Raw genomic sequence first — 22,417 nt, forward strand, 5'->3', positions numbered from 1 at the left:
TTCTGAAGCGGCCGCGCCGGTGGCGCGAATGCCAGCATCGCAGCTAAGCTCAACCCGGCCTGTTGGCTCCTCTTGGGCTCTCTCACCCGCAGCCGTGGCAGTCTTCGCGAATGACCCATTCGGACGAAGTTCGGAGAGTGTCACCCATATCCAACCCAGCCCGTTACCCTGAGACCTTCGACCTGCGCATAACTGCTTGGTCAGACTCAGAGATCACCCGCGCCTTGGGTGACGACGGACTGATATGAGGTTCGCGTGTCGCTTCGGGCAATACTTAGCAAGTGACTGATTTTCTGCGAGTCTGGATCATGACACGCGGACCATTTGTCCCAATGTCGCGGTCAAACGTCTGCAGCTGGAGTGCAATTGCGATGGCCATGAGGCGCGGCAGGATCGCCAGAAATGCGTTTTGATGAGGGTCGTATCGCGAAATCGCTGAAAGGGCCCTCACAGGCGATCTCAGCGCGTCTAGCGTCGCTTCCCGGAGCGAAACTTCGGCACGAATACCCGCCACTTGCCGTCAAGGCGCCGATACACTGTGTTCATCACGGTTACGCCAGAAATCCAGTGAGAGACCCAAATCTCCGCTACTGTGGGCATCAGCTCTTCGAACATCTGGATACAGGCGGACATATCAGGGCAGGTATCTGCATATGTCACGAGCATGCCGGTGCCTGTTTCGGAGCAATAGCTGATCTCGCGGACATAGCACTGAAGCTTCATGTCGTAACTACTGATTGGAGGATGTGCCATCATGTCAGTGCCTCCGTCCGACGACAGTTTCTAGCTTGATGCGTAGGTCTGCGCGTTCCTGGTCTGACAGCTTCGAGAAGTCATACGGCTGTTGGTCTTGTTTCTGTTCGATCTCCACCGTCTGTCCCTCCTTCCAACCTGCGCGTGTCTTCAGCCAGAAGATCGTCGCCGGTGTCGACCCCTGTTCAATCAATCGAAACAACCGGCGCACCACTTTGGCGTTGGCGAGCTCGAGACCGCTTTCCAGCTCGTTCTTGTAATGCCGTCGCAGCGTATTCATTCCAATGCCCATGGCTTTTGCGATCGTCGTTTTCGGAGTGCCGCCCGCGACCAGCACTTCGACAATGTGTCGTTGCTCGTCGGTCGGTATGTGCGCCGGCATAGCCATGTCCTGCATATCCCTGGCTTGTGGTCACAGAAGGATTTCGAAGGGATATTAAGAAAATCGCCTTCATATCTAAATGGTGCAATTGGCGTCAATTCGCCGAATGCCATCTTTTCGTTTGCCAAAAACGATATCGAAAAAAAATGGCAATCTTGGCGAACTTCACATGAAGAACGCCAAGACAGCCATCATTTCCCGTATGCAACTCTGGCGTTCATTCGTGACTGGCTTCGTCCAAAGACCAGAACCATGCGTTCTTCTTCTTTTCGGACTTCACGGAAAGAGCTTCTTTTGCGCGATCGAGTGTACGCTTGGACAAACTCTTCGCTTCCGCTTGCAGCTCAACGTCTTTTGCCGCCACGGGCCCGTTAGCCAGGTATTGGCGAAGGAATGACATGGCGCGATCCAGTTCACTGGGTTGCTTGCCAGGTCCATCGTGCAAATCTTCGATCGAAATGCCGGTGGTGCCTTTCCATTCGACACGCGGACGCTTCCCTGGACCCTGTTTGACAATCTCATACATAAGACTTTCGCCACGCTGTGAGAGATTGTGCTTAAAGTGCGCGAGGACACGCCGGTCGAGATCGTCGGGGTGTTGTGCAACTCTCAACGCCGACCGCACGAAGGCAATAAAGTCCATCGACCCCCCGCCCTGGTAAAGGGCCTTCGTCGTTTTCGTCTTTACCAAATGTCGGATCGGCAAAAGCGCACAGTTTCCTTGCTCTGCTATTTGCGTCAGTGCGCGCAAGATGGGCCGTACTTCGTTGGACTTATAGAAATCCGTCGAAGCGTCGATATAGGCCACAAGCGGGTCTACAATGATAAGGTCTGGGTTCCAACGCCGTACCTCACGCCTCAGAACTGAAATACCGGCTTCATCGAATATGGAGTCTCCGGTGTGCACTTTGACACGCTTGAGGTCGCCGCCCATGTCTTCGACGCGCGGTCGGATCGTATAAGCCGGGTCGTCCTCTTGGCTGAAGTACAAAACCTTGCCAGGTTTCAGCTTCGCTCCGTTCGGCAGCGTGCCGCCTTGAGACACAACACTGGCGATATGCATGGCCAAATAGGATTTTCCGACGTCAGGATCGCCTTCAAGAATAGTCATCATGCCGCGTGGTATGAGTGGCTCCCAGAGCCACTCAACTTCTTTCCGTTCCACGTTGCTTAGAAGGGTGAATTCACGAGGCATTGGAACCCCCCTCCAGCTTTTCAATAATCCGGGTCACTTCTGCATCGAGAGCTTTGCGATCAAGACCGTACTTGTGCTGGAAGTAGACGCTGTTCCAGGTGGCTATCTCTATATGTCGCCGCTTTGCGCCGACCTGATAAAGACCTGCCACTATGGAATAGATGGCCTTGCTTCGATCCGGGAAGAGGAGAGCATCATGGCCGAGGAAAGAGCGCGGCATGAGCGGTAACTGGTGTCCATACTTGGCGAGAATTCTCTTAGCATGCTTTCGGCCGGTAGGAAGCTTTCGGCCAGAATAATTCCTCCGTTTGCCACTGCGCCTCTTATTGATTGGAGATTTCCTCCGATCTTCAGGAACAAAAATGGGAGCAATGTTTGCATATCCCAATGGATCGTCACAGAAGTAGCAAATCTCAACTTCGGGTCGGTCATATGCGGGTTTGTGGTTGTAGGTGTAGGGCAGGCGCAAATACTTTGTGACGCTCCATCCGCCACGATCGGCACCATAGTTGTACGCTAGGTTGCGGGCGATCTGTTCCGCGTGCCTAACCGGAAGGCTATCCTTGAAGACCCAAATCCCCTGAGTTCGTCCTGGGGATGTCCTCCACGCGAGAGTCGGCTCAGGCCGGAACTCATGGAGTGGCGCCTCATCCACGTCAACACAAGCGAAGCGTGTAGGTAGCGCCGTGGACTTCAAACGACGTGTCGTCGCGAACGCGTTTGCGCAGAAATATATGTCGTATTTCTCGCGCGGGTGTTCTTCGAAAAAGTCTCGAAGTTCTTGGTCGAATACAGGTAGTTCAAACGAGTGATCGCTCCAGCGAGTATCCTTCACAGATTTCGTGCCTAAAAAGACGTAGCCCTGGCTTTCGTGCGCCTCCCAAAGCGTCTGTAAAAAATCTATGGACGCTTCAATCCAGTCTTCAGGACGAGCTTCATCGTGCATGCAATCTTGCATGGTAGTTCTCCTTTAAGATTTCGTTGAGTTCTCGAGCGCTGAGCTCGATATTAGACGGCTCTAGGCGATAGGCCGTTCTTCAGCACGCTCATTGAGCCATGCGATTACTTCGCTGGACATCCAGGCGACCCGCGCCGGGCTCAAACGCACGCGGCCGGGGAATTGTCCCGCTGCCTCCATGCGGCGAAGATGCTCGCGACTGTATGTGACGCCGAGCTCAACCAGCTGATCGAAGCCAATGAGAATGGGTATATTGAGCGCTACTGTCGGTGCAAAAAGAATGTCAGGAGGGTCGACAGTTGTCGAACTTGGTTGTTTGAGAGGCATTGTACTTTCTTCCTTTCGATTGAATGGCGTGATTGCCATGCAGGAATAATTGCGCGGCTTCTCAGTTGTTCAAAGGGGATCGGTTGTAGATCTCTGCCAGCATCTGGCAGACCCAGAAATTAGTCTTTCAAAGCAAGGCTAATGAGGTTGTCGAGTTTCTTGCCTGGCATCACCGCGCCACCGGTAATTTCAGAAAATGCGGCCTCGACGAACTCGGGCAGATGCCCGATCCAACGTTTTGTTTGTGAATCATATGTACCGCGCGTAGTACCCAAGTCCGGACAGTGCACCTTGAAGAGTTCAACGAGGTCGCAAACGAGATCAATGCGCATCTCGCCGGTGTGTGGCGCCTTCTCGTTTTGCAGTGCGTAGAGATCTCCGATTAAATGATCGAGATGTTCAAGGAGCTCTGTCAGCGCGCGTCGTGCGGGTTCTCGGTCGAAAGCGACAAGGTCGGGATCTAGTGTGCCCCAAATCGAAAAGTAGGGATCGTGCTCCTCATCCAGGTTCTTGAGTAGCTCTTTGGCGATCTTTTCGACTTTGTTTTCGAGCCAGCGAATCCGTTTTGACGGTGCAGGTCGTATAGAAGAGATCGGGAAATCGACTGGAGAGTTTGTGATGGTATGCCGCCACCTTAACCCTAACCTGATGAGATCCGCGTGAAGCCCAATGACTCGATCGATGTCTCGTTCGATGTTAAGGATCCGAGCGATCTCCCGCATCCTTTCGACATTGAACAGGTCAACGCTTGAATCTCTTTCGACCATAGTCGGAGTGCCTCGCACTTCTCGTCTGCATACGAGTAGCGATTATAGACGGCAGCGACGCCAGATATGACCCCTGATTTATGATTGAGCACTTTCTCGATGATGTGAGGTGCGACGCCGATCCGCGCCATGCCGGATGCAGCTGTCCGGCGCAGGTCATGTAAACGCCAATCGCTGGCGCCCATCGCATCATTTAGTCGATCCTTCGCTCGCCCGAAGCCCGACACCGGTGTCTTCCCCGTCGTCGTAAACACGAAGTCAGAACCGGCGAAACGGGGGAGCCCCTGAAGAATGTCGATCACCGGCTGTGACAGCGGTACGTCATGCGCGATGCCGTTCTTCGCGCGCTCGGACGGAATGGTCCATGTCGCGGTTTCGAAATCGACTTGCGACCAGCGCATTTCGCTCACTTCGCCGCGTCGCTGCCCCGTCAGGAGAAGCAGCTTTGCCAGTGTTCCGAACGGGTATCCTTCGTCTTCGGCTGCCAGAAGAAACCGTGAAATCTCAGGATCGGTGAGCACGCGATCTCGTGCCTTAGGCTTGGTCGGAGGCTTCAGTCCGGCGATCGGGTTGATGTCGATCATGCCGCGATCCAAGCACCAGTTCAGGAGCTTCTTGAGCGTCGCGAGGGCATTGTTTGCGCGTCCAGGAGCACCGTCGGCGATCATCTGGTCCAGAATACGCACAACGGCTCCGCGTTGAATTTGATCTATCGGGGTCGTGAACAACCCGCACCATTTCTGTTCAAGCAAGCGTTGCTGTTCGCGCCAACCGCGGTTTCTAGGGCGCGCATAGAGTTCGATGAACTGAGGAACGACATCACCAAGCGCCGGCGTTGTCGCCGTCGGTTCGACCCCCAGCTGGATGTCGCGAAGTGTTGCTTTTGCATGCTCACGGGCATCGGCCAAGGAGAGGGCAGGGTAGGTGCCGATCTTCATGCGCTTCATGCGGCCGTTCACGCGAGTCGAGCAAAACCACGTTTTACGACCAGATGTTGAAACGCGAACACCGAACCCAGTGAGAGCCTGATCGTAGACATCGAGGCGTTTTGGACCAGGCGCAGTCACGGTATCGATGTAGCGGGATGTAAGCTTCTTTTTCATACAAGATATATAATCTGACAGTCGGCTGATCTCATGGGTGACAGACGGAATTATCTCAAGAAAACAGAAGCTTGTCTGCAGGCCAGATGTGGCGCTTCGTGGCGGGATGTGGCGGTTTGTCGAGATCAGATGTAGGTTTTCGATGCGTCCTACTCACTTCTGCCCGCTACTTGATTCGTAACGCAAAACCGTAAACCCCGATGCTTGAGATGGAGCAGAGGAATAAGCACGGAGGGCTTTATCCTGCCCCAGTTGGGTCATCGTATGGCTAAGCTGTAGGAAGTACTTGCCGTTGCGGAGTTGGCCAGGAACGCTCAGTGCGCATTATAGAAAGAAAGCACCTCAAGTGACCCAGTCTGCAACCAACGCATCAGAGGCCGCAGCTTACTACGATGCCGACGAAGTTGCGGCATTCTACCGGCTCTGCTGGGGTGGGGCTGACATTCACATTGGTCGCTATGACACAGGCTGTGAAACGGTTGCCGAAGCCTCGTTAGCCATGACGCGCTATCTGCTGTCTCTTGCCAAGCTGCGCGAGAGGGATCGCGTGCTCGACATCGCTTGCGGGTACGGCGGCACCTTGAGGGAACTTGCCCGGCTCGGGTGCAACGCCAGTGGCATCGACATCTCGCAGGTCTGTGTGGATGAGGCGCGCCGTGCCAATGACGAGGCTGGCCTAAGCAAAAAGGTCTCGGTGGAAGTTGGAGATTTCCACGATATCCAAAGTCCTGATGCGGTCTATGACGCTTGCGTGTGCCAGGAATCAATTATCCATTCGACGAACCGTCCGAGAGTTTTTGCCGAGGTGCTTCGCGTCCTGAAGTCAGGCGGAGTGTTTGCGTTTTCAGACATCCTGACTGCTGAGAACGCAGATCTGGCCTTGGTAAATGCCGCCTTCGAAAGGCTGGGGGTTCAAGGTGGGGCTACACCGGCTGACTACAGGCGTATGGCCGAGGAAGCGGGTTTTGAGATTGAACACGCTGAGGAACGACCCGGAGATATCAAGACGCACTACGCAAAGCTGGCAGAGCAGCTCGAAACGCCTCCAGCCGGTCTCAGCGACGACACAGTTGAAACGCTGAAGGCCAGCATCCAGCGGTGGCGAACGGCGTTGGCGGGCAGGCACATTACGTGGGCGTGCTTCATCGCGCGAAAGCCACAGCGAACCTAAGGGTGACGAGAAAAATTTCTCGGTTGGTCCGGTTTAACGCGGGTTGATCACACGGGTCTTGAGGCGGGCATTGGCGCTCTTAAAGCGAGACGCGAGCAGGAACATGATCGCAGATACTGCAAGCGCCACGAAAGCGATCGCCCATCCCAGTGCGACCAAGCCGGAGCCGGGCCAAAAGATAAGAAGCAAGGCGATGAACAAAGCTGCGAAGCCAGCATTGCGTGCGGTCGAGCGCTCTGGATCCCACGCCGGCATTTGGCGCCAAGTCAGTAACGCGCCTATCCCGGTGATCAGGCCAAATGCCCCTAAGAGGAAAAAGGTGAAGCGAGCGGTTCCTTCGGGCCAAATCAGCAATATCAGGCCGATCACGATGGCGCCTACGCCCATACCACCGGCAGCACCTCTCCGCCCAAAACCAACCAGCGTCAGTCCTCCGTCGAGAATGAGAAGGACGCCCACGAGCCGCAACAGCATCGATATGCTCCCCGTCGGCCAAAACAGGGCAGCAATGCCGAGGCCCGCGGCAAAGAGCCCACGAAGGAAAAACGACCACCAAAGACTTCCAAGCCTGTCGCTGAGCGCTTCGCGGGCCTCGAGACGATCATCGTCCACAATCTCGGCGCGGGGGTATTCTGGGTCGTCCATGTGCGCCTCCTTTGCCGTTGTGACAGACTAGCCAGACGCGCAAAGTGCATCAATCACCGACTGGCGATGGTGGTTTGAGCCATTTCACCTGCGTCCAAACCCTTCCAGCCCGAAGTACTTTACAGGCTTACAGAACAGCGTTCGTTTGGCGGTTAACTTCAGCAATAAAACGAGTGCTGTAGGAGGACCCTGCTTCAAAGGTGCCTGCACATGTAGGCTCGGCAATTCGGATGATATCAAATTGCAAAGCGCAGACTGAACCGCCGACCGTCGCGAACTAGCTCGATGTTCCAGTTTCGGGTTTGGGCAGTCGCGAATTGTAGGACATCACCTGTGTCGAGCACCCTCGATCCATTGATTGCGATAAGCATATCGCCAGGTCTCAACCCAACTCGCGCCGAGTACCCTTGGGCGGCACGCACAACAACACCGTCCGCGTCGAAGGGTAGCCCCATCTCCTCGATCACGAGCGGATTAACGTTTGAGACTACCAGCCCGTTCAGGGGAGAGGCGCTCTCCACGGTTTTAGGGTTTGCAGGTGGGTCATTCGGCGCTTCGGAAAGGTCTATCCCAGCAGTCTGAATCTCGCTTTTGCCCTTGAACGTGACACTCACATGAGAGGCTAGCCCACGCGTCGCTAGCCGATAATCTAGTTCGGCCGGCGCGTTCACAGGCAAACCGTCGATCTCCAAGAGCACGTCACCGGATTGTACACCGATCGCCGCAAAAGGGCTTGAGGGGTGAAGCTCTGTGATCAGAACGCCTGAGGGAACGGTCATTCCAAGCGCCAAGGCTAGGGAGCTGTCGATCTCCTGGACCCGAACACCAGACCAAGGCTTCGCAAACTGATCTCTGCCTTCCAATGCTTGTTCAATGTATTGGCGTACCAGGTTCGACGGGATTGCAAACCCGATACCATTTGATCCACCAGAGCGCGTCAGGATCGAGGTGTTGACTCCAATAAGCCTGCCATCCATGTCCACCAGGGCTCCGCCGGAGTTTCCTGGGTTGATGGGCGCGTCCGTCTGCAGATAGTAACCTGCCCTCGCGCCAAGATTTCCTCCGCTACGGGCCAGTCCAGAAACGATCCCACTGGAAACCGTTTGACCGACGCCAAACGGGTTTCCGATCGCGAGTACGAGATCGCCAACTTCGACGGCATCGGAATTGCCAAGTTGGAGAGCCGGTAAATCCGCGGCGTCTTCAAGGCCTATGATGGCGATGTCCGCTTCCTGGTCCGCGAGTAGTACACGACCGTTGAATTCCCTCCGATCATTCAGGACTACGCGAATGTCTGAAGCTTCACCAACCACGTGATAGTTCGATACCACGATCCCTGTCTCATCGAGAATAACGCCGGAGCCGAGTGAGTTCTGGACCCTTGGGACAGCTCGGTCGAACCCACGAAAGAATTGCGAAAAGAACGGGTCACCCGCAAATGGACTGATCCGCTCGGCCAGCACCCGCGTTGCGTAGATATTCACGACCGCCGGTGCAGTCTCCCTGACCACTGACGCGAAGGACAACGTTATCTTTTGCCTGCTAGTCGGCACCCTTTCTTCCGCGAACGAGCCGAACGAAACCAAGAAGAGGGCGATAGCCAAAACAAAACGGCAAGCCTTCATGATCCTCCTCCTTTTGAAATCCCAGCAATGGCGATTTAGGCTTGCAATATTGCTTTTTGAAGCATGAGCCCTGCGACAATTCGTTGGACATCCCATCCGTCTACGGCTGGTCAGATCGTCTCCGGTTTGAGTAAGATCAAAGCCTACAAAGCCCGTTGTTTGCAAACTGCTCGGTGCAGCCTGAGCACATAAATGGAGGAGGTTCCGAAGATGCTCGAAGACAAGAAGACGCCGCAGCTGATCACCGGAGCAAATCCGCTTTCTGATCATTTTCGACGCGAGATGGAATCCATGATGTCGCGCTTCTTCGGGGGCGCCTCGTCATTCATGCCAATGGAAACAGCGGCGCAACGAACAGGTTTCCCCTCGCTTGACATGACGGGAGCGATATCTCCTGCGATCGATATAAATGAGACTGACACGGCAATCGAACTGACGGCGGAACTGCCAGGGCTCAGCGAAGACGACGTCGAGATCGAACTTAGGGATCGTCGCTTAACTCTTCGCGGTCAAAAGAACGTCACGCATGATGACACGGGTGATCTACGGGTCAGCGAACGAAGCTATGGCAGCTTCGCTCGGACGATGTCGCTGCCTGATACGGTCGATATCGAGAAGATCACGGCCGAGTTCGACAAAGGTGTCTTGCGTATCAGCATGCCAAAGACTGAGCCCCAGGATCCCAGCCGAAAGATCAAAGTATCGTCCAAGTAGCCAATGGTCAGATTTACGACTAAGCGCCCGACGATAGGAGCATAGCGAGGGCCGGAAAGCGCGGGCGCCCCTCGATATCCGCGTTCTCCGGCCGGCAGGGCAACGCACATTCCTGTTGCGCAGTTTATGTAGGGTAAGTACCGTCACGGTTGTGCTGCCAGCCCTCCTCATCCCCGAGGCGTTCGAAGGTGAGTTGCGTTTTCGTTTTTCCCTTTTCGCTGGCAGCACACGAATTCCGCCAAGCCACCAGCGCCTCTTCAAGGCAGGGCGCCCATTCCTTCCGGTATTGGATCGTGCCGGCCAATCAGCATTTCCGAAGCCGTCACCTTCGTCGGCCCTGATTTCGATCAAGGCGCCCGAGCGAGCAGCGCCGGATAACGGAGGGACCCCCTGGAAGGTGTGCACGGTGCCCATCATGGGCTTGGGCTGACAAGGAGTTGGCGAGCCATGAGATGTCTATCCCTCGTGACGGCCATGTGCGTGCTGATCAGTGCAAACGGAAGTGCGGCGGACGTGACGATCGCAGAAGGCAAGAAACTGTTTGGTCAGTACTGTGCCGTCTGCCACGGCGACGATGCAAAAGGCGAAGGCAGGGCGGCGCGATCTCTGGAAACCAAGCCTACGGATTTGACGCGAATAGCCGCCCGCCGAGGTGGCGTTTGGCCGATGCTTGAAGTGATGTCGATCATTGATGGCTACACGAAGCAGTTCAATCCACGCGAGGACATGCCGGTCATTCCTGAACTCTCTGGCGGAAGGATGATAGATTTCGACACCGGTAATGGAATCGTGACGCCTGTCCCCGCGCGTCTCGTTGCGCTGGTGGAGTATCTTGAGGCCATACAATCTCCCCGACCGGAGTCTTACGTTCCCTGAGGTCGACGGCGCAGGCCTGTGTTTTCGGATGCCGTTCGACATCGAGCGCGCGAAACAGGCCCGATGCTTTTCCCGGAAACTCGAGGACGCCAGAACCGGCGGGCAGTCGCTGACACCTCAGGTCAGCGCGCGAGCAATGAGCACTCCAACCGTCACGGACACCGCAGTGACCGTAGCACCCCAGATCATATCAGCCGCGACCATCGACGGGTGCCAATCGCGCATCACCGCCCAAGACGTGAGCTCGTAGGTTCCGTAGGCGACGAGGCCGAGGATCGCACCGTTCAGGGCGGCGACGCCGACACCTTCCCGCAGCCCCGGCAAACCGGCGAACCAAACCATCCCGAACAGATAGACCAGGTAGAAGCCAAGTGCGGCCGGCATTCGGATTCCTTCCAGCAGACTGTCGCCAAGATGCTCGCGGAAGAGCGGTCCCATGACCCTGGAGAGCATGATCGCGTCGGCGACGAGGAAGATGATCCCGGTGGCAAGTGTGAGAATGACAATCGGCATGTCCGGAGAGATAGAGCGCAGACACTCCGAAGGAAGGCCTCTGCAAGATCAGCTCATTGCCTCGATTCTCAGATGGTGGAGTTCCTCTTAGCGCCTACAGAGAAGCCTGTAGGGAGAGTTGGCTGGACTTTTTGGCGTTTCCAAGTTGCCTCACGAACCCCGGAAGCGGACATTCGCTGCAGCGCAGTTGAGTGACCGAGTTGCGGGACGGAGCGGCCGTTCTGCATCTCACGTCGGTCAGCTTGAAAATCCGTTTGAGGCGAGCCTTTCGACCTATCTCTTTTCGATCAATCGGTAGACGTCAATCGCATCGCTCTTGCCCTTGAGGTTCATTGGCCCAATCCGCTGCAACTGAAACTGCTCGCCCACGCTGTCTTTAACCGCACGGCTGACCAATACGATCGACTCGGCATCGCCATCGACCGTCTTGCCAAGTCCCTCTAGTCGCTGGGCCGTGTTCACGACATCGCCGATCACCGTGTAGTTAATCCGGTCGGGTGACCCGATGTCTCCGACAATTAGTTGGCCGGAGTGAACCCCAATCCTGATACGCACTGGCGGTAGCCCACGAGACGCCCGTTTCTCGTTGTCCCTTGCCACGGCTCGGCTTGGTTCTTTTCCCCAGGGATTCAAGCTTCCGCTCCGGGCTCAACGCGGTCATCTGAGTCTTTTCGTCGGATGAATGGCTTACGGCTTGAGCCAGACGTTCGACGATCCAGATGATCAAGTCATAAACCCTCTTCAGCCGCTCACTGCAGCCTACCTCTCGGGCAGCCAGGCCAACCATCATCCGTGCGAAGATGCCTTTCTCGCTCCACCGTTTACACCGGCTGTAGAGCGTCTTATGCGGTCCGTAGGCTTCCGGCGCGTCCCGCCAGCGCAACCCATTGCGGTTGATGAAGATTATCCCACTCAGCTCCCGCCTGTCATCGACCCGAGGCTTACCGTGCGACTTCGGGAAGAAGGGGGCAAGCTTCGCCATCTGCTCGTCGGTCAGCCAGTAAAGGTCGTTCATGTCACCGCTCCATTTTGCGAGCCGTGAATCACGCCGAGCAGTGACAATCAATGCATCCTGACCCTAGAGATTCTTCCCGCCGCGTGCAGCAAACCTCACAGGGCGGATTGGCTGGACTTTTTGGACTTCTGAAGCGGCCGCGCTGGTGGTGCGATTGCCAGCATCGCAGCTAAGCTCAACCCGACCTGATGGCTCCTCTTAGGCTCTGTCCAGCACAGCAGAAGACTCGATCATTTCGTTAAGCGCCCCAAGCCCCATTGCTCCGAATATGGGTATCGGATCCGAAGAGCCGTGGCGGCCCGCGTTGGATGAAGAATTCGCCGCGTATTTGATCCATGTCACCTCAAACACTGGCGTAAAACGGCACATTGACCAGAATCACAACAACCGGAGGTACCTAAGAAGAGACGGCCAAGACGCAATGCCAGCGGAAAACGGTAAGAATTCGAAATACCGGGAAGACAAGGCCGGACCGTCTCAGATTGGGCAGGTTTCTGCAGAGGAGTGCGAGAGTATTAGACGTTCAGAGCATACGATTCTGGAACCAATTGCTTCATCAGCTATCGGGCGGCGTCCAAATCAGACCATCCTGATGCTTACGCTCTTCCCACAACGAGGTAATGGCAGCGCTTCGTTGATAGCAGATCTTGTGCCGGAACTCGAAGGCCAGGGTTACCGGACCGCGAACATCTTCATAGACACTGAAGAACCAAAGACGTCTTCCGCTATGCATGGAACGTTAATTCGTGAAGACATCCTCGTCTTTCAGAGCCACCCTAAGTCAAGTTCGGGGGTCAGGTTTGTTGACTGTGATCGGCACACTTTGGAGAGCCTTGTCGATGAACTTGCGGAATTGACGAAGAAGGTCGTGGTAAGTAATGGCGTCAGTCTCCTTCATGTTCATCATGGGTGGATTGGCGTAATCGTCGCAAAACGAATTCTCGATGAGTTTGGAATACCCTTCATCGTCCACTTTCACGGAACAGAAATTGAAACGCTCGCACAGTTCGCCTCAGCAAAAGACTGGAAAACTGAGATAATATCCAAAATTGGAGATGGGCTTCGTGCATCTACCAAGGTGCTGTGTGCTTCCGAAGAACAAAAAACTGAAGTTAACCAAATTCTCGAGTTAGTTGGAGCCAGAAAGCGTGCGGAGATTCTTTATGGAGGAGTCAACCTATCGAATTTCTTCCACCAGGTCCGTGCAAACACCGGGGCTCGCACCGTAAAGTCGTGCCTATTTGTAGGTCGTCTCACCCCGGAAAAGGGGGTGCTCGATTTACTCGAGGCCTTCACTCTGGTCCAAGAAACCCGTAACGCGCATCTTATTATATGCGGGGATGGCGCGCTCAGATCTGAAGTCGAGTATTTTGCTGATCAGATGGGAGCAGCAGTTTCATTCAGGGGGTTCGTTGCTGACCGCGCCAAACTGGCTGCACTCTACAACGAAGCTTCGGTTGTCTGCATGCCCTCCATCAATGAGGCTTTTGGCCTCGTAGCGGTCGAAGCACTGGCCTGTGGAGCTCCAGTAGTCGCGTATTCAGTGGGGGCGCTGCCCGGTATCTTTGAGAAGTTTCCAAAGGGTTTGGCGGGGGAGTTAATCGAGAAACACGACGTCATTGCGATGTCAGATGCGTTGAAGCGGATTCTCGATAATGAACGGAATGAGAAGGAGCGAATTGTGCGATCGACAATCTGCGCGCGACTGTACTCGATTAGGCAGGCGGCGAGAGACCTGTGTCAGATCTACTCGAGGGACTGTCAGATTACGCCTTACTTGAGCTAGGCAGGACGCTTGTCTGGCTATGGTGTGATCTACTAAGCCCTCTTCGCTAGATAAGAAACAGCACCGAGTTTTTCCGCCTGGCGGTTGTTTGCCTGCCATAACCAGTCGTTCGCTGCCGCTGAAAAACGGTTTCGAGTTGGAGCGTCCGTCTACAAGGTTAGCAGGCCTCCGCCAGAATGGGTCCGTTGTCAGAGAAACAGGCATTCAGCCTGAAGATACTGGACTCTATTTCTGCGGCTTCCTCAGAATGCGCCTTTATGGTCTGAGGGGCACCATCTGTCCGCGGGAAAAGTGTATGTGAGCAAAACGGCCGCAGCCGCTAGAGCACCCGCCTAGGGAACGACATCCTTTCGGAAAGTTAATGATAAAGTGCAGAGCTCGGTTGCGGAGCCGTGCTCCTTGCGCCGACGACATTAGGTGATCGTGTCTCGCAGACCAAACGAACCTTTGCGGAAATAGGCTGGCCTGAGGGACCACGACGTCCAGTTAACCGAGCTTCGCGACGATCTCTTCCGGCTAATGCTTCTCTGCCGGCAATCCTTCATCCTCCGTCTGGTGCGAGAGCTTCATGTCTGGGATGTCCACTTTTCAGAGGGCAGCCCAGTCATGCGCCAAGATTGAAGCGGAGCAACCGATTGAGGCAGGTATTCGCTCATCCAGCAATTCCATATGGAATTCTTAATTTGAACACAGTATCGACAAATCCCATCCGCATGTTACGCGATGCATTGTCTACTTGGCATCGGCGGAGGTCCCCGAGTGGGATCACCCGATTTTGCGGAGACTGCAACAGAGCTGCGGCAAGCCCTAGTCTTGTGTGAGCAAAGGAAATCGACATGATGATGTATCGGGCTTCTAAGACGTTTCTAACCCTGGTACTCGTGTTTATTGCGCAGACGGCATCGGCTAAGATGATCTGCAAGGGTGATTGGCAGAGCGCGGCACTGACCAATTACGAAAGCTACCCCAACCCCGGCAGCGTGGAATGCGTAAAATACAATGGCTGTAAGTGGTCCGGCCAGTTCTATGGCGTACAGGGCAAGAAGTCCGAGAAATGGGTCGCACGTAACAATATCGCGGCAGTTCATCAGAAGCACTGGCGCCGCTACGGCGGAAAAACCCTGCGGCTGCGCCAGAGCGATCGCGAGATCTTCGTCAAGGTGCTCGATCTCTGCGCAGACTCCGACTGCAATGGCTGCTGCACGAACAATCTCGGCGGTGACGGCTATCTAATCGATATTGAGAAATACACCATGGAGCGCTTCGGGTCCGGTTCGGGAATGGTTAAGTTCCAGGTCTGCAGCTAATGAGTCAAGGGGCTCGGGATCTCGCCCGCCACGCTAGATTGCACCCCGGCTGCGCAATCTTGCCGGTCGACACGGTCCGCCCGTGAGCTCGTGACCGACCGAGCGTGTGCGCTGGGTCGATCGACGACATCCGGGTAATCTTGCGCCAGCCAGTAAACTGACCGGTCACCGCCCGCGCGATCGAGCGCAGCGCCACCATCCAGTAGATCTGGCGATAGAAGAATCTCTGGGTCAGCACCCACGGCAAGAGCCGCTTGTCTTCATCGGGCTCAAGGCCGAAGGCGATGGTCGCCAGAACGAGATCAGACATCAGGTATGCGGCGTAGGCGATTGCGACGAGAAAAGAAGTGTTCTCCAGAAACAGGATCGGCGGGTCTGTGAGCTGAGCTGCAAGCTTGAACAGATTGATGAACATCACGAGATCCGCGATCGGCGCGAATAGCGAGAAAACAGCGCCGAAAAGGACCAAGTCAGGAATCGAAACCAAACCGACGGCGCGCCGCTCCAGAGCGGCGGATTTGTGCTTCCATGCGATCTGAAGCATCCCGAAGTGCCAGCGCAGCCGCTGCCGCATCCATTGCCGGATTGTCTGTGGAGCTTCCGTGAAGGCATGCGCGGCGGGTTCGTAGACGACCTTGTAGTCCTCGCGCATGATCGAAACTGTCAGATCGGCGTCCTCCACAATGGTTTCCGAACTATATCCACCGGCGCTAATTATCGCCTCGGTCCGCCAGCCGCCGATCGAGCCGGGGACGACCATAATGCCGTTAAGCACCTCAAAGGCGCGGCGGTCCAGATTTTGGGCCGTGATATACTCAATCGCCTGAAGCCGCGTGAGCAGGTTCACTCGGTTCCCGACTTTGACGTTCCCGGCGACGGCGCCGACCCTCTCGTCGTTGAAATGACGGACCAGAAGGCCAATTGCATCGGGCGATATGATCGTATCGGCGTCAATGGCGACTACGATCGGCGTTTCGACCAGCCCGATCGCGTGGTTCAACGCCTCGGACTTGCCTTTGTTGTCCTGCCGGACAAGGCGGACGCGCGGGTCCGATGCGAAAGTCTCGCTTACTACATGCGCCGTCCCGTCGGTGGACCCGTCATCGACAACGACGACTTGATCGACCGGATAGGTCGACTGCAGCACCGATTTCACCGACTTTGCTATAACGGTTTCCTCACAGTAGGCCGGAATGATCACCGTCACTGGTAGTGCTGCGTCGCCACTTTTGTGAACGCGCCGTTCCTTGATGAGCGCGAGCGCCAAAATAGTTAGCGAACGAACGATGCCGACGGTGATCACGAAAACGAAGATCACCGTGATGGCTGTCTTCAGGGTGCGGATCAGCCAGAAGGAAAGTTTACTGATCTGATCCGGATTATCCGTCACGCCAGCTGGCGCGATAAGGGTGTGCGGCCCGGTGATGCTGGAGAGCGGGACGATGGAAACGCCCATGTCTTGTAGTGCTTCAATAATTTTAGGCAGAGCCTGAACGGTCTGCTCCCGATTGCCGCCTGCATCGTGGAATAGGATCACATTGCCTTGCTTCGCCTCGACCAGAGTCGTAACCGTCTCAACGATCTTGTTGGTGCCGGGACGCATCCAGTCACTCGAGTCAATCTCGATGCCCACTACAACATAGCGTTCCTTCGAAAGTAGACTGAGCACCCGCGCCTCTTCCGGCGTTTTCGGATTTTCGTCGAAGCCGTAAGGAGCACGGAAAAGATTGGTACTTTGCCCGGAAACGCTTTCGATGAGCTCCTGGGTAGCATGAAGCTCCAGCGTCAAACGCAGATCAGAAACGCCCGCAATATTGGGATGCGAATAGGTATGTACGCCGAGTTCATGGCCTTCCTCGACGATTCGGCGCGCAATGTCAGGGGAGTTCTGGACGCGCGATCCAACTACGAAAAATACCGCGGGAACCCTGTAATCTTTCAAAATGTCCAGAATCTTCGGCGTATACGTCCGGCTTGGTCCGTCATCAAAGGTCAGAATGACCGAGTTGTCGGGTAGAGTGCCGCTAAGTGCGACGGTAAACTCGCGTGGCAAAGCGACGTAATGCGCGTCAGTGATCAAGCCACTTTCCGGGTCTGTCGACAATATCCGCTGACCAGGTGCGGCCGAGTTCCGCACTGTAAGCAGCGGGCCCTTCCCTATGTATCTGATTTGAGAGGGAGGATGAATATCCTGTAGGAGGAACGGGGCGGATATTGGGATTTGAAAGCCCGGAGACAGAATATCCCACACTCCGGGATCTCCCCCCGACACCGGCCATATCGCCACCCCGCCAAGTCGGTCGAGCGGCAACTGCACCAGTTGATTATGCGCGCTCAGCGCCTCCAGAAACCAGACTCGATGCCTCCTCTTTTGGCTGTCAGTGAATGACGCCGTTGCGTTCAGGCTTTGGCTGTCCATTACGATCTCACCGCCATGGCGAGAGACGGCCTCGGTGATGTCGAAGAAATTCAGATAGTCGGGATTGGGCTCTCCGCTTATCCAGTCCATGCCAAAGTTGCCAAAGGCGACGACAAGCTCTTCGGCCGGCAGTCGGTTCAGGAGTGAAAGGAGTTGATCTTCGTACCAGCGCTGCGCGGCAAGCGGCGCGGGCCCGCTGTACGGTCCGGGCTCCTGAAAGGCCAACACGATGAGCCGGTCAGCGAGATCGGCCGCATCCGGACGCCGGGTGAGCGGATCGTCGATTGCAACGATAATGCAGCTTTCCTTTGCGGCCTGGACGAATTCGCTCTTCAGCGCCTGGGCAAAGGCGGCGATGGCATCGGCCGATGCGGTAGGCGCGCGCGAGACGTCGAAGCATAGGCCGTCGAGGTTCTTGTCCACCACAATCGAGGAGGCTTGCCTTGCAAGCTCCGCGCGTTTGCTCGCAGAGGCCAGCCATTCAGCGCCAGTCTTGCGGTCATTGAGCCCTGTCCTTGCGACGGGAAGCAGTCTGACACGCTGACGATTCTGGAACCATAGCTCTAAAAGATCGTCACGCCCGGTGGCCCGAAGGTCGACGATTTCACCGGTTTCGCGACCGACTGAGAACCACTCAGGCATAAGTACGTCAATCGTCGCGATTTTCGCTCGCGCTTCGACCGATCCTGCCAAGGACCAGTGGGGAATAAAGGCGTGGACGGCGGGTTTCGGAACACCACTTGGCGGCGCTGCCGGAAGACCGGCATCTGTCCGTTTCTTTCGTTTGCTTGTCTCTGGTGCCGCGGGGGCGAAAATCGTTGGGTCGAATTCGCGGCCCGAAGGATAGCGGGGCGCGGTAATGGAACCGTTTCCAGTGCCTACTGAGGTTTCTCCCGCAGCATGCGGCGGAAGGTGAGAATTATATAGATGCGCAATGAAGAAGACTAGCCACGCCACCGCGAGGACAATGAAAAGAATTGAAAAAATAGTGAAATAGACGAGACGGTGGGATGTAGGGTCGTAAAAAACCTGCCAGGTCGACGACTTGCCTTCGGTCTTTCGTGGGTTTTTCAAATTGGTGTACCCGTACCGCTCCGTATTTTCTGTACCGTGGCACAGGCCGGGTTTCGACAAAACGAATATTCTGTCGCATCTGCAAGACGGTGACACAATGTGATCTTGGCGGCAGCGAACAAGCCTGCAATTGTGCACCCAAGCTGATCAAATAGAGGGAAGCGATGGATCGCCGGACATTTCTTTCTCACGCTGTCCTGAGCGGCGCGGTGTCGGTCTCTCCCGCCTGGCGGTCGGCCGAGGCAGCCAGTTCGTTTCCCGCCATTCTGCTGATTGAGGGAGTGACGCTGGACACCCCGGCGGGCGGGCTCTTTTCATTCCTGGACCCGATCGTCTCGCAGAATATTCCCGTCGGCCTCACGATTAGGTCCGACCCTGCGGAATGGAACAAACGACAACCGAACCCGGAACTAATGGGGCTCTTGTCCACGCTCACCGCCGATTATCCTGGCTTGATCGATCTGGCCCTCGAGATCCCGGAGCTTGCCTCTCTACGGCCTTACCTGCGGATGCGGGCCGCGAGCGTGGCGCGAAACCGGTTCAAGCAAGCAATGGTGGCGGCCGCAGGCCACGATGCGCTACATGCGGTGCCTGAAACGATCACTGCGGCGCTTCCTAAAGGCGATACCCCGGTGCTCCGCGGAGTACGATCGGCGGGGATCCTTACCACCATCCTCTTGCCGGCGAAGGGAGCGTCTCCCGACATCTGGCGAAACGAAGATGGCACCCAACAGATCAACGGGGGGTGGCGATTGCCGACGTCCCCAACGGCAGAAGACATCACCCAAGCACTTTCCGAGGCGACTTCCCGCGACAGCCCGGTCGTTTTCGTGGCCCGCTTCCCGGACGATCCTGCGCTTGGCACGGACGCTTTGTTCAACCGGGGTACCGTCATCGGCGACGGGTTTCGGCGCAATCTGTCCGCAAGCCGCAACTACCTCATCCTGCCATCGGAGCTGAGGATCAGGTCTGGTGCTGTCTTCTCACGCAACGTCGTACTGTGCCTTCAATTCGACGGATCGGGTGCCGCACCTTATCCGCTCGCCGAGAAGATGACTGCCGCCAGCGTGCCCTTCACCGAAATCACTGGTGCGTCGAGCGTAGCAGGTGTTGCATCGGACACAGGATCCAGCACAGTTGCGCCGGAAAAGTGCATTCTGGTGTCAGGTGCCGACGGTCAGACTTGGGAAGACGCGCGGCGGCACGCCTTCGGAGGCGTCCTACCGAAGGGCGACCGTAAATCGATTAATGCCACAAAATGCGCTGTCTCCGGCGTGGAAGTCCCCACTGACACCACCAATGGCCGGCACGCCGGGTTCGACGTCCTCATTACCATGTCGGACGGCAGTGCGCGGTTTTCGGGCTTCGATGCGCACGGTGCGCTACGCCTGAACGCGACACTTACACTGGACGGACCCCAGTCGGACTTGACGGCAGACAGGCTCCTGCAGCGCATCGAAGAAACCGCCGCACCCAATGAGGACGTCGTGCTTCTTATCAAACAGAACGACTTCCGTGCGGCAGAGGAAGCAGACTCGCTGACAGAGACGCTTTATCGGTTTGGGGCATCCGATCGGTTCAGCTTGCGGAGCATCGACGAGTATCTCGAGGCGGTTTCCGTCCATAGTGAGCCGGCGAGGCTCCTGCGGGTAGCGCAGCGATGGCCCGCGCGACAAACAGCGCGCGACATTCCCGCCGCAGAACGCGACCGCCTTTTGAATGATGCCAGAGTTGCATGGTCGTATTTCGAGCAACTGACGGACTCCGATACCGGGCTGGTGCCTGCAACGGCTTGGATCGAAGGCGACAAGCTCGAGACATATGATTTCAGCACAATGTGGGACACCGGCTCGCTAATCCTTGCGATCATTAGCGCTCACAGCATTGGCCTGCTGACTGATGACACATTTTCCGCGCGGATAGGCGCAGTTCTTGGCGGGCTAGCGACGGGAGTCTTAAATGGATTGCGTCTTCCGAAGGGGCTTTCCTCCACCACCCGAAGGGCCGCTGGTGATGACAAATACAATGCCAGCGATACGGGAAGACTTCTGGTATCGCTGCATCTGCTCCAAAGCTACACTCAGCAGGACCTCGGTATCCGCAAGATCCTCGACGGCTGGGATCTGATAGAGACAATCAAGGACGGCGTACCCTTGACCGCGAGCGGCAGCAGCCTCGTGTCTTCCTATCGGTCGAACTATGCAGGATACATTGCGAGGGCATTTGCCCTCTGGGGCTATCCAGTCAGGCCACCCTACACGGAACCTGAGCCCGGGTCAGCCTTCGACCGAGGCGTCCATGTCCTTCAAGAAGTTGCTGATTTCGGCCCTATCGGTACGGAGCCTCACCTCCTCGAGACAGTAGAACTGGGGGCGTCCGGGCTTGCAGAGGCCGCGTCGGAAGCGCTCTTCGCAGCACAAATCGAAGAGTATCTGGCCAGTGGCAGACTGGCCTGCGTTTCTGAAGGGCCCATCGCCCGCGAGCCATGGTTCGTGTACCAAGGTTACCAGATCGAGGAAGACGGAGGGAGCTGGACCGCTGAGACGCTCGACCCATCGCCGCGATTCAAGACGAGGGGCTTTCTCCGGGCCATCGACATGCTCAACAGCAAGGCTGCTTTCCTCTGGTCCGTTTGCCGACCGTGCGACTACAGCGATCTTCTCCTCGCCGAGGTGCGAGCCAAAGCGATGGCGAGTTCGCTGGGGGTTAGCCCCGGAGTTTTCTTTGTTACCGGAAATGCGGATCAGGCGTATAGTGACGTGAACACGAACGGTGTGATCCTTCAGGCCATTGCGTATCGGCTGAACGGCAGCAAACCAGCCGCCGAGTGGCGCTTCAAAGACTGACGCGCGACGGGCGGGGATCTGTGTCGCCTTAGGGTCAGGGCTCATAGCCAATAGATGACGGTTGCGGCGAGTGCGACTGCCGAGAGGAAGACCTTTGGGCACCGATCATACCGTGTCGCGACACGCCGCCAGTCCTTGAGCCTGCCGAACATGATCTCGATCCGCTTGCGCCGCTTGTATCGACGCTTGTCATAGCGCACAGCGGTCTTGCGTTGCTTGCGGCCAGGGATACAGGCCCGGATCCCTTGGTCTTTCAATGCTTCCCTGAACCAGTCGGCGTCATAGCCGCGGTCTCCGAGTAGCCAATCGAAATCCGGCAGGCTGCCGAGCAATGCCCGAGCGCCGATGTAGTCGCTGACCTGACCGGCGGTGACAAACAGGTCGAGCGGCCGCCCCTGGCTATCGCAGATAGCATGGAGTTTGGTGTTCATCCCGCCTTTGGTTCGACCAATCAGACGACCGCGCCCCCTTTTTTCGCGGCCATGCTGGTCGCGGTGCGGTGTGCCTTCAGGTAGGTTGCATCGATCATCACGGTCTTTTCCTCGCCGTGTTCGGCAGCCAGGCCGACCATCATCCGTGCGAAGATGCCTTTCTCGCTCCACCGTTTACACCGACTGTAGAGCGTCTTATGCGGTCCGTAGGCTTCCGGCGCGTCCCACCAGCGCAACCCATTGCGGTTGATGAAGATTATCCCACTCAGCTCCCACCTGTCATTGACCCGAAGCTTGCCGTGCGACTTCGGGAAGAAGGGGGCAAGCTTGGCCATCTGCTCGTCGGTCAGCCAGTAAAGGTCGTTCATGTCACCGCTCCATTTTGCGAGCCGTGAATCACGCCGAGCAGTGACAATCAATGCATCCTGAGCCTTCTGTATCTCCGGTTTGCTAATCTGACCCCTTCACCGACCTTAGCCGAGGCCGGTGACGGGACGGTGTTTGGCGTCT

General features: G+C 56.4%; 19 protein-coding genes and 1 pseudogene. 6 read left to right on the forward strand and 14 right to left on the reverse strand.

Translation table 11 applies throughout. From position 1 onward, the window contains the following. Positions 1-468 precede the first annotated feature (468 nt). The 7 genes from RXV90_RS21395 to RXV90_RS21425 all read right to left on the reverse strand — a co-directional run bounded on the left by RXV90_RS21395 (position 469) and on the right by RXV90_RS21425 (position 5,485). Complete coding sequence (locus RXV90_RS21395; protein ID WP_316651623.1) at positions 469-756, reverse strand: hypothetical protein; 288 nt, start codon at positions 754-756, stop codon at positions 469-471. A 1-nt stretch (position 757) separates the two neighbouring features. Further along, complete coding sequence (locus RXV90_RS21400; RefSeq protein ID WP_316651625.1) at positions 758-1,141, reverse strand: hypothetical protein; 384 nt, start codon at positions 1,139-1,141, stop codon at positions 758-760. A gap of 211 nt (positions 1,142-1,352) precedes the next feature. Then, the gene (locus tag RXV90_RS21405) at positions 1,353-2,330 is read right to left on the reverse strand and encodes an AAA family ATPase (protein ID WP_316651627.1); all 978 of its coding nucleotides are present in this window, start codon (positions 2,328-2,330) and stop codon (positions 1,353-1,355) included. Beyond that, complete coding sequence (locus RXV90_RS21410) at positions 2,320-3,288, reverse strand: DNA-primase RepB domain-containing protein (protein WP_316651629.1); 969 nt, start codon at positions 3,286-3,288, stop codon at positions 2,320-2,322. Before RXV90_RS21410 ends, RXV90_RS21405 begins: the two co-directional genes overlap by 11 nt. A gap of 60 nt (positions 3,289-3,348) precedes the next feature. Beyond that, positions 3,349-3,654, reverse strand: coding sequence for a helix-turn-helix transcriptional regulator (locus RXV90_RS21415; protein ID WP_316651631.1), 306 nt, complete (start codon positions 3,652-3,654; stop codon positions 3,349-3,351). A gap of 80 nt (positions 3,655-3,734) precedes the next feature. Next, complete coding sequence (locus RXV90_RS21420) at positions 3,735-4,337, reverse strand: hypothetical protein (RefSeq protein WP_316651632.1); 603 nt, start codon at positions 4,335-4,337, stop codon at positions 3,735-3,737. Then, complete coding sequence (locus RXV90_RS21425; RefSeq protein ID WP_316651634.1) at positions 4,256-5,485, reverse strand: tyrosine-type recombinase/integrase; 1,230 nt, start codon at positions 5,483-5,485, stop codon at positions 4,256-4,258. The genes RXV90_RS21420 and RXV90_RS21425 overlap by 82 nt, the downstream gene beginning before the upstream one ends. Positions 5,486-5,831: 346 nt before the next feature. On the opposite strand from RXV90_RS21425, the gene RXV90_RS21430 reads away from it, so the two are divergent. Further along, positions 5,832-6,656: an SAM-dependent methyltransferase gene (locus RXV90_RS21430; protein ID WP_316651636.1), complete on the forward strand. Its 825-nt coding sequence runs from the start codon at positions 5,832-5,834 to the stop codon at positions 6,654-6,656. 33 nt (positions 6,657-6,689) lie between these two features. On the opposite strand, the gene RXV90_RS21435 is transcribed toward RXV90_RS21430, so the two are convergent. Both RXV90_RS21435 and RXV90_RS21440 read right to left on the reverse strand, forming a co-directional pair. Then, positions 6,690-7,301 (reverse strand): HdeD family acid-resistance protein, encoded by a 612-nt coding sequence (locus RXV90_RS21435; protein WP_316651637.1) that lies wholly within the window; start codon positions 7,299-7,301, stop codon positions 6,690-6,692. 236 nt (positions 7,302-7,537) lie between these two features. Then, entirely contained in the window at positions 7,538-8,926 is a 1,389-nt protein-coding gene (locus RXV90_RS21440) for a trypsin-like peptidase domain-containing protein (RefSeq protein WP_316651639.1), read from the reverse strand. Positions 8,927-9,136: 210 nt separating this feature from the next. On the opposite strand from RXV90_RS21440, the gene RXV90_RS21445 reads away from it, so the two are divergent. Beyond that, positions 9,137-9,640 (forward strand): Hsp20/alpha crystallin family protein, encoded by a 504-nt coding sequence (locus tag RXV90_RS21445; protein WP_316651641.1) that lies wholly within the window; start codon positions 9,137-9,139, stop codon positions 9,638-9,640. Positions 9,641-10,114: 474 nt separating this feature from the next. Beyond that, on the forward strand, positions 10,115-10,516 hold the full coding sequence (locus RXV90_RS21450) for a c-type cytochrome (RefSeq protein ID WP_316651643.1): 402 nt from the start codon (positions 10,115-10,117) through the stop codon (positions 10,514-10,516). Positions 10,517-10,633: 117 nt separating this feature from the next. On the opposite strand, the gene RXV90_RS21455 is transcribed toward RXV90_RS21450, so the two are convergent. The 3 genes and pseudogenes from RXV90_RS21455 to RXV90_RS21465 form a co-directional block, all read right to left on the reverse strand. Continuing rightward, positions 10,634-11,029: a DUF2177 family protein gene (locus RXV90_RS21455; RefSeq protein ID WP_316651645.1), complete on the reverse strand. Its 396-nt coding sequence runs from the start codon at positions 11,027-11,029 to the stop codon at positions 10,634-10,636. 273 nt (positions 11,030-11,302) lie between these two features. Continuing rightward, the gene (locus tag RXV90_RS21460) at positions 11,303-11,629 is read right to left on the reverse strand and encodes an adenylate/guanylate cyclase domain-containing protein (RefSeq protein ID WP_316651646.1); all 327 of its coding nucleotides are present in this window, start codon (positions 11,627-11,629) and stop codon (positions 11,303-11,305) included. Positions 11,630-11,798: 169 nt separating this feature from the next. Next, positions 11,799-12,044: pseudogene (locus RXV90_RS21465) on the reverse strand (transposase); the annotation flags it as partial. A 304-nt stretch (positions 12,045-12,348) separates the two neighbouring features. On the opposite strand from RXV90_RS21465, the gene RXV90_RS21470 reads away from it, so the two are divergent. Beyond that, entirely contained in the window at positions 12,349-13,830 is a 1,482-nt protein-coding gene (locus tag RXV90_RS21470) for a glycosyltransferase family 4 protein (protein ID WP_316651648.1), read from the forward strand. 836 nt (positions 13,831-14,666) lie between these two features. Further along, positions 14,667-15,137, forward strand: a complete 471-nt coding sequence (locus tag RXV90_RS21475) for a hypothetical protein (RefSeq protein WP_316651651.1) — start codon at positions 14,667-14,669, stop codon at positions 15,135-15,137. 4 nt (positions 15,138-15,141) lie between these two features. On the opposite strand, the gene RXV90_RS21480 is transcribed toward RXV90_RS21475, so the two are convergent. After that, positions 15,142-18,690: a polysaccharide deacetylase family protein gene (locus RXV90_RS21480; RefSeq protein WP_316651653.1), complete on the reverse strand. Its 3,549-nt coding sequence runs from the start codon at positions 18,688-18,690 to the stop codon at positions 15,142-15,144. Between the two features lie 104 nt (positions 18,691-18,794). On the opposite strand from RXV90_RS21480, the gene RXV90_RS21485 reads away from it, so the two are divergent. After that, positions 18,795-21,476: a DUF3131 domain-containing protein gene (locus tag RXV90_RS21485; RefSeq protein WP_316651655.1), complete on the forward strand. Its 2,682-nt coding sequence runs from the start codon at positions 18,795-18,797 to the stop codon at positions 21,474-21,476. Positions 21,477-21,517: 41 nt separating this feature from the next. Here RXV90_RS21485 and RXV90_RS21490 read toward each other — a convergent pair. Beyond that, positions 21,518-22,275, reverse strand: a protein-coding gene (locus RXV90_RS21490; RefSeq protein ID WP_316651658.1) for an IS5 family transposase whose coding sequence is annotated in 2 segments (ribosomal slippage) — positions 21,518-21,939 and positions 21,939-22,275 — 759 coding nt in all. Because the reading frame shifts where the segments join, the coding sequence is not laid out codon by codon here. Between the last annotated feature and the right edge of the window lie 142 nt (positions 22,276-22,417).

The sequence above is a fragment of the Ovoidimarina sediminis genome (assembly GCF_032586175.1).
Classification (GTDB): Bacteria; Pseudomonadota; Alphaproteobacteria; order Rhodobacterales; family Rhodobacteraceae; genus Ovoidimarina; species Ovoidimarina sediminis.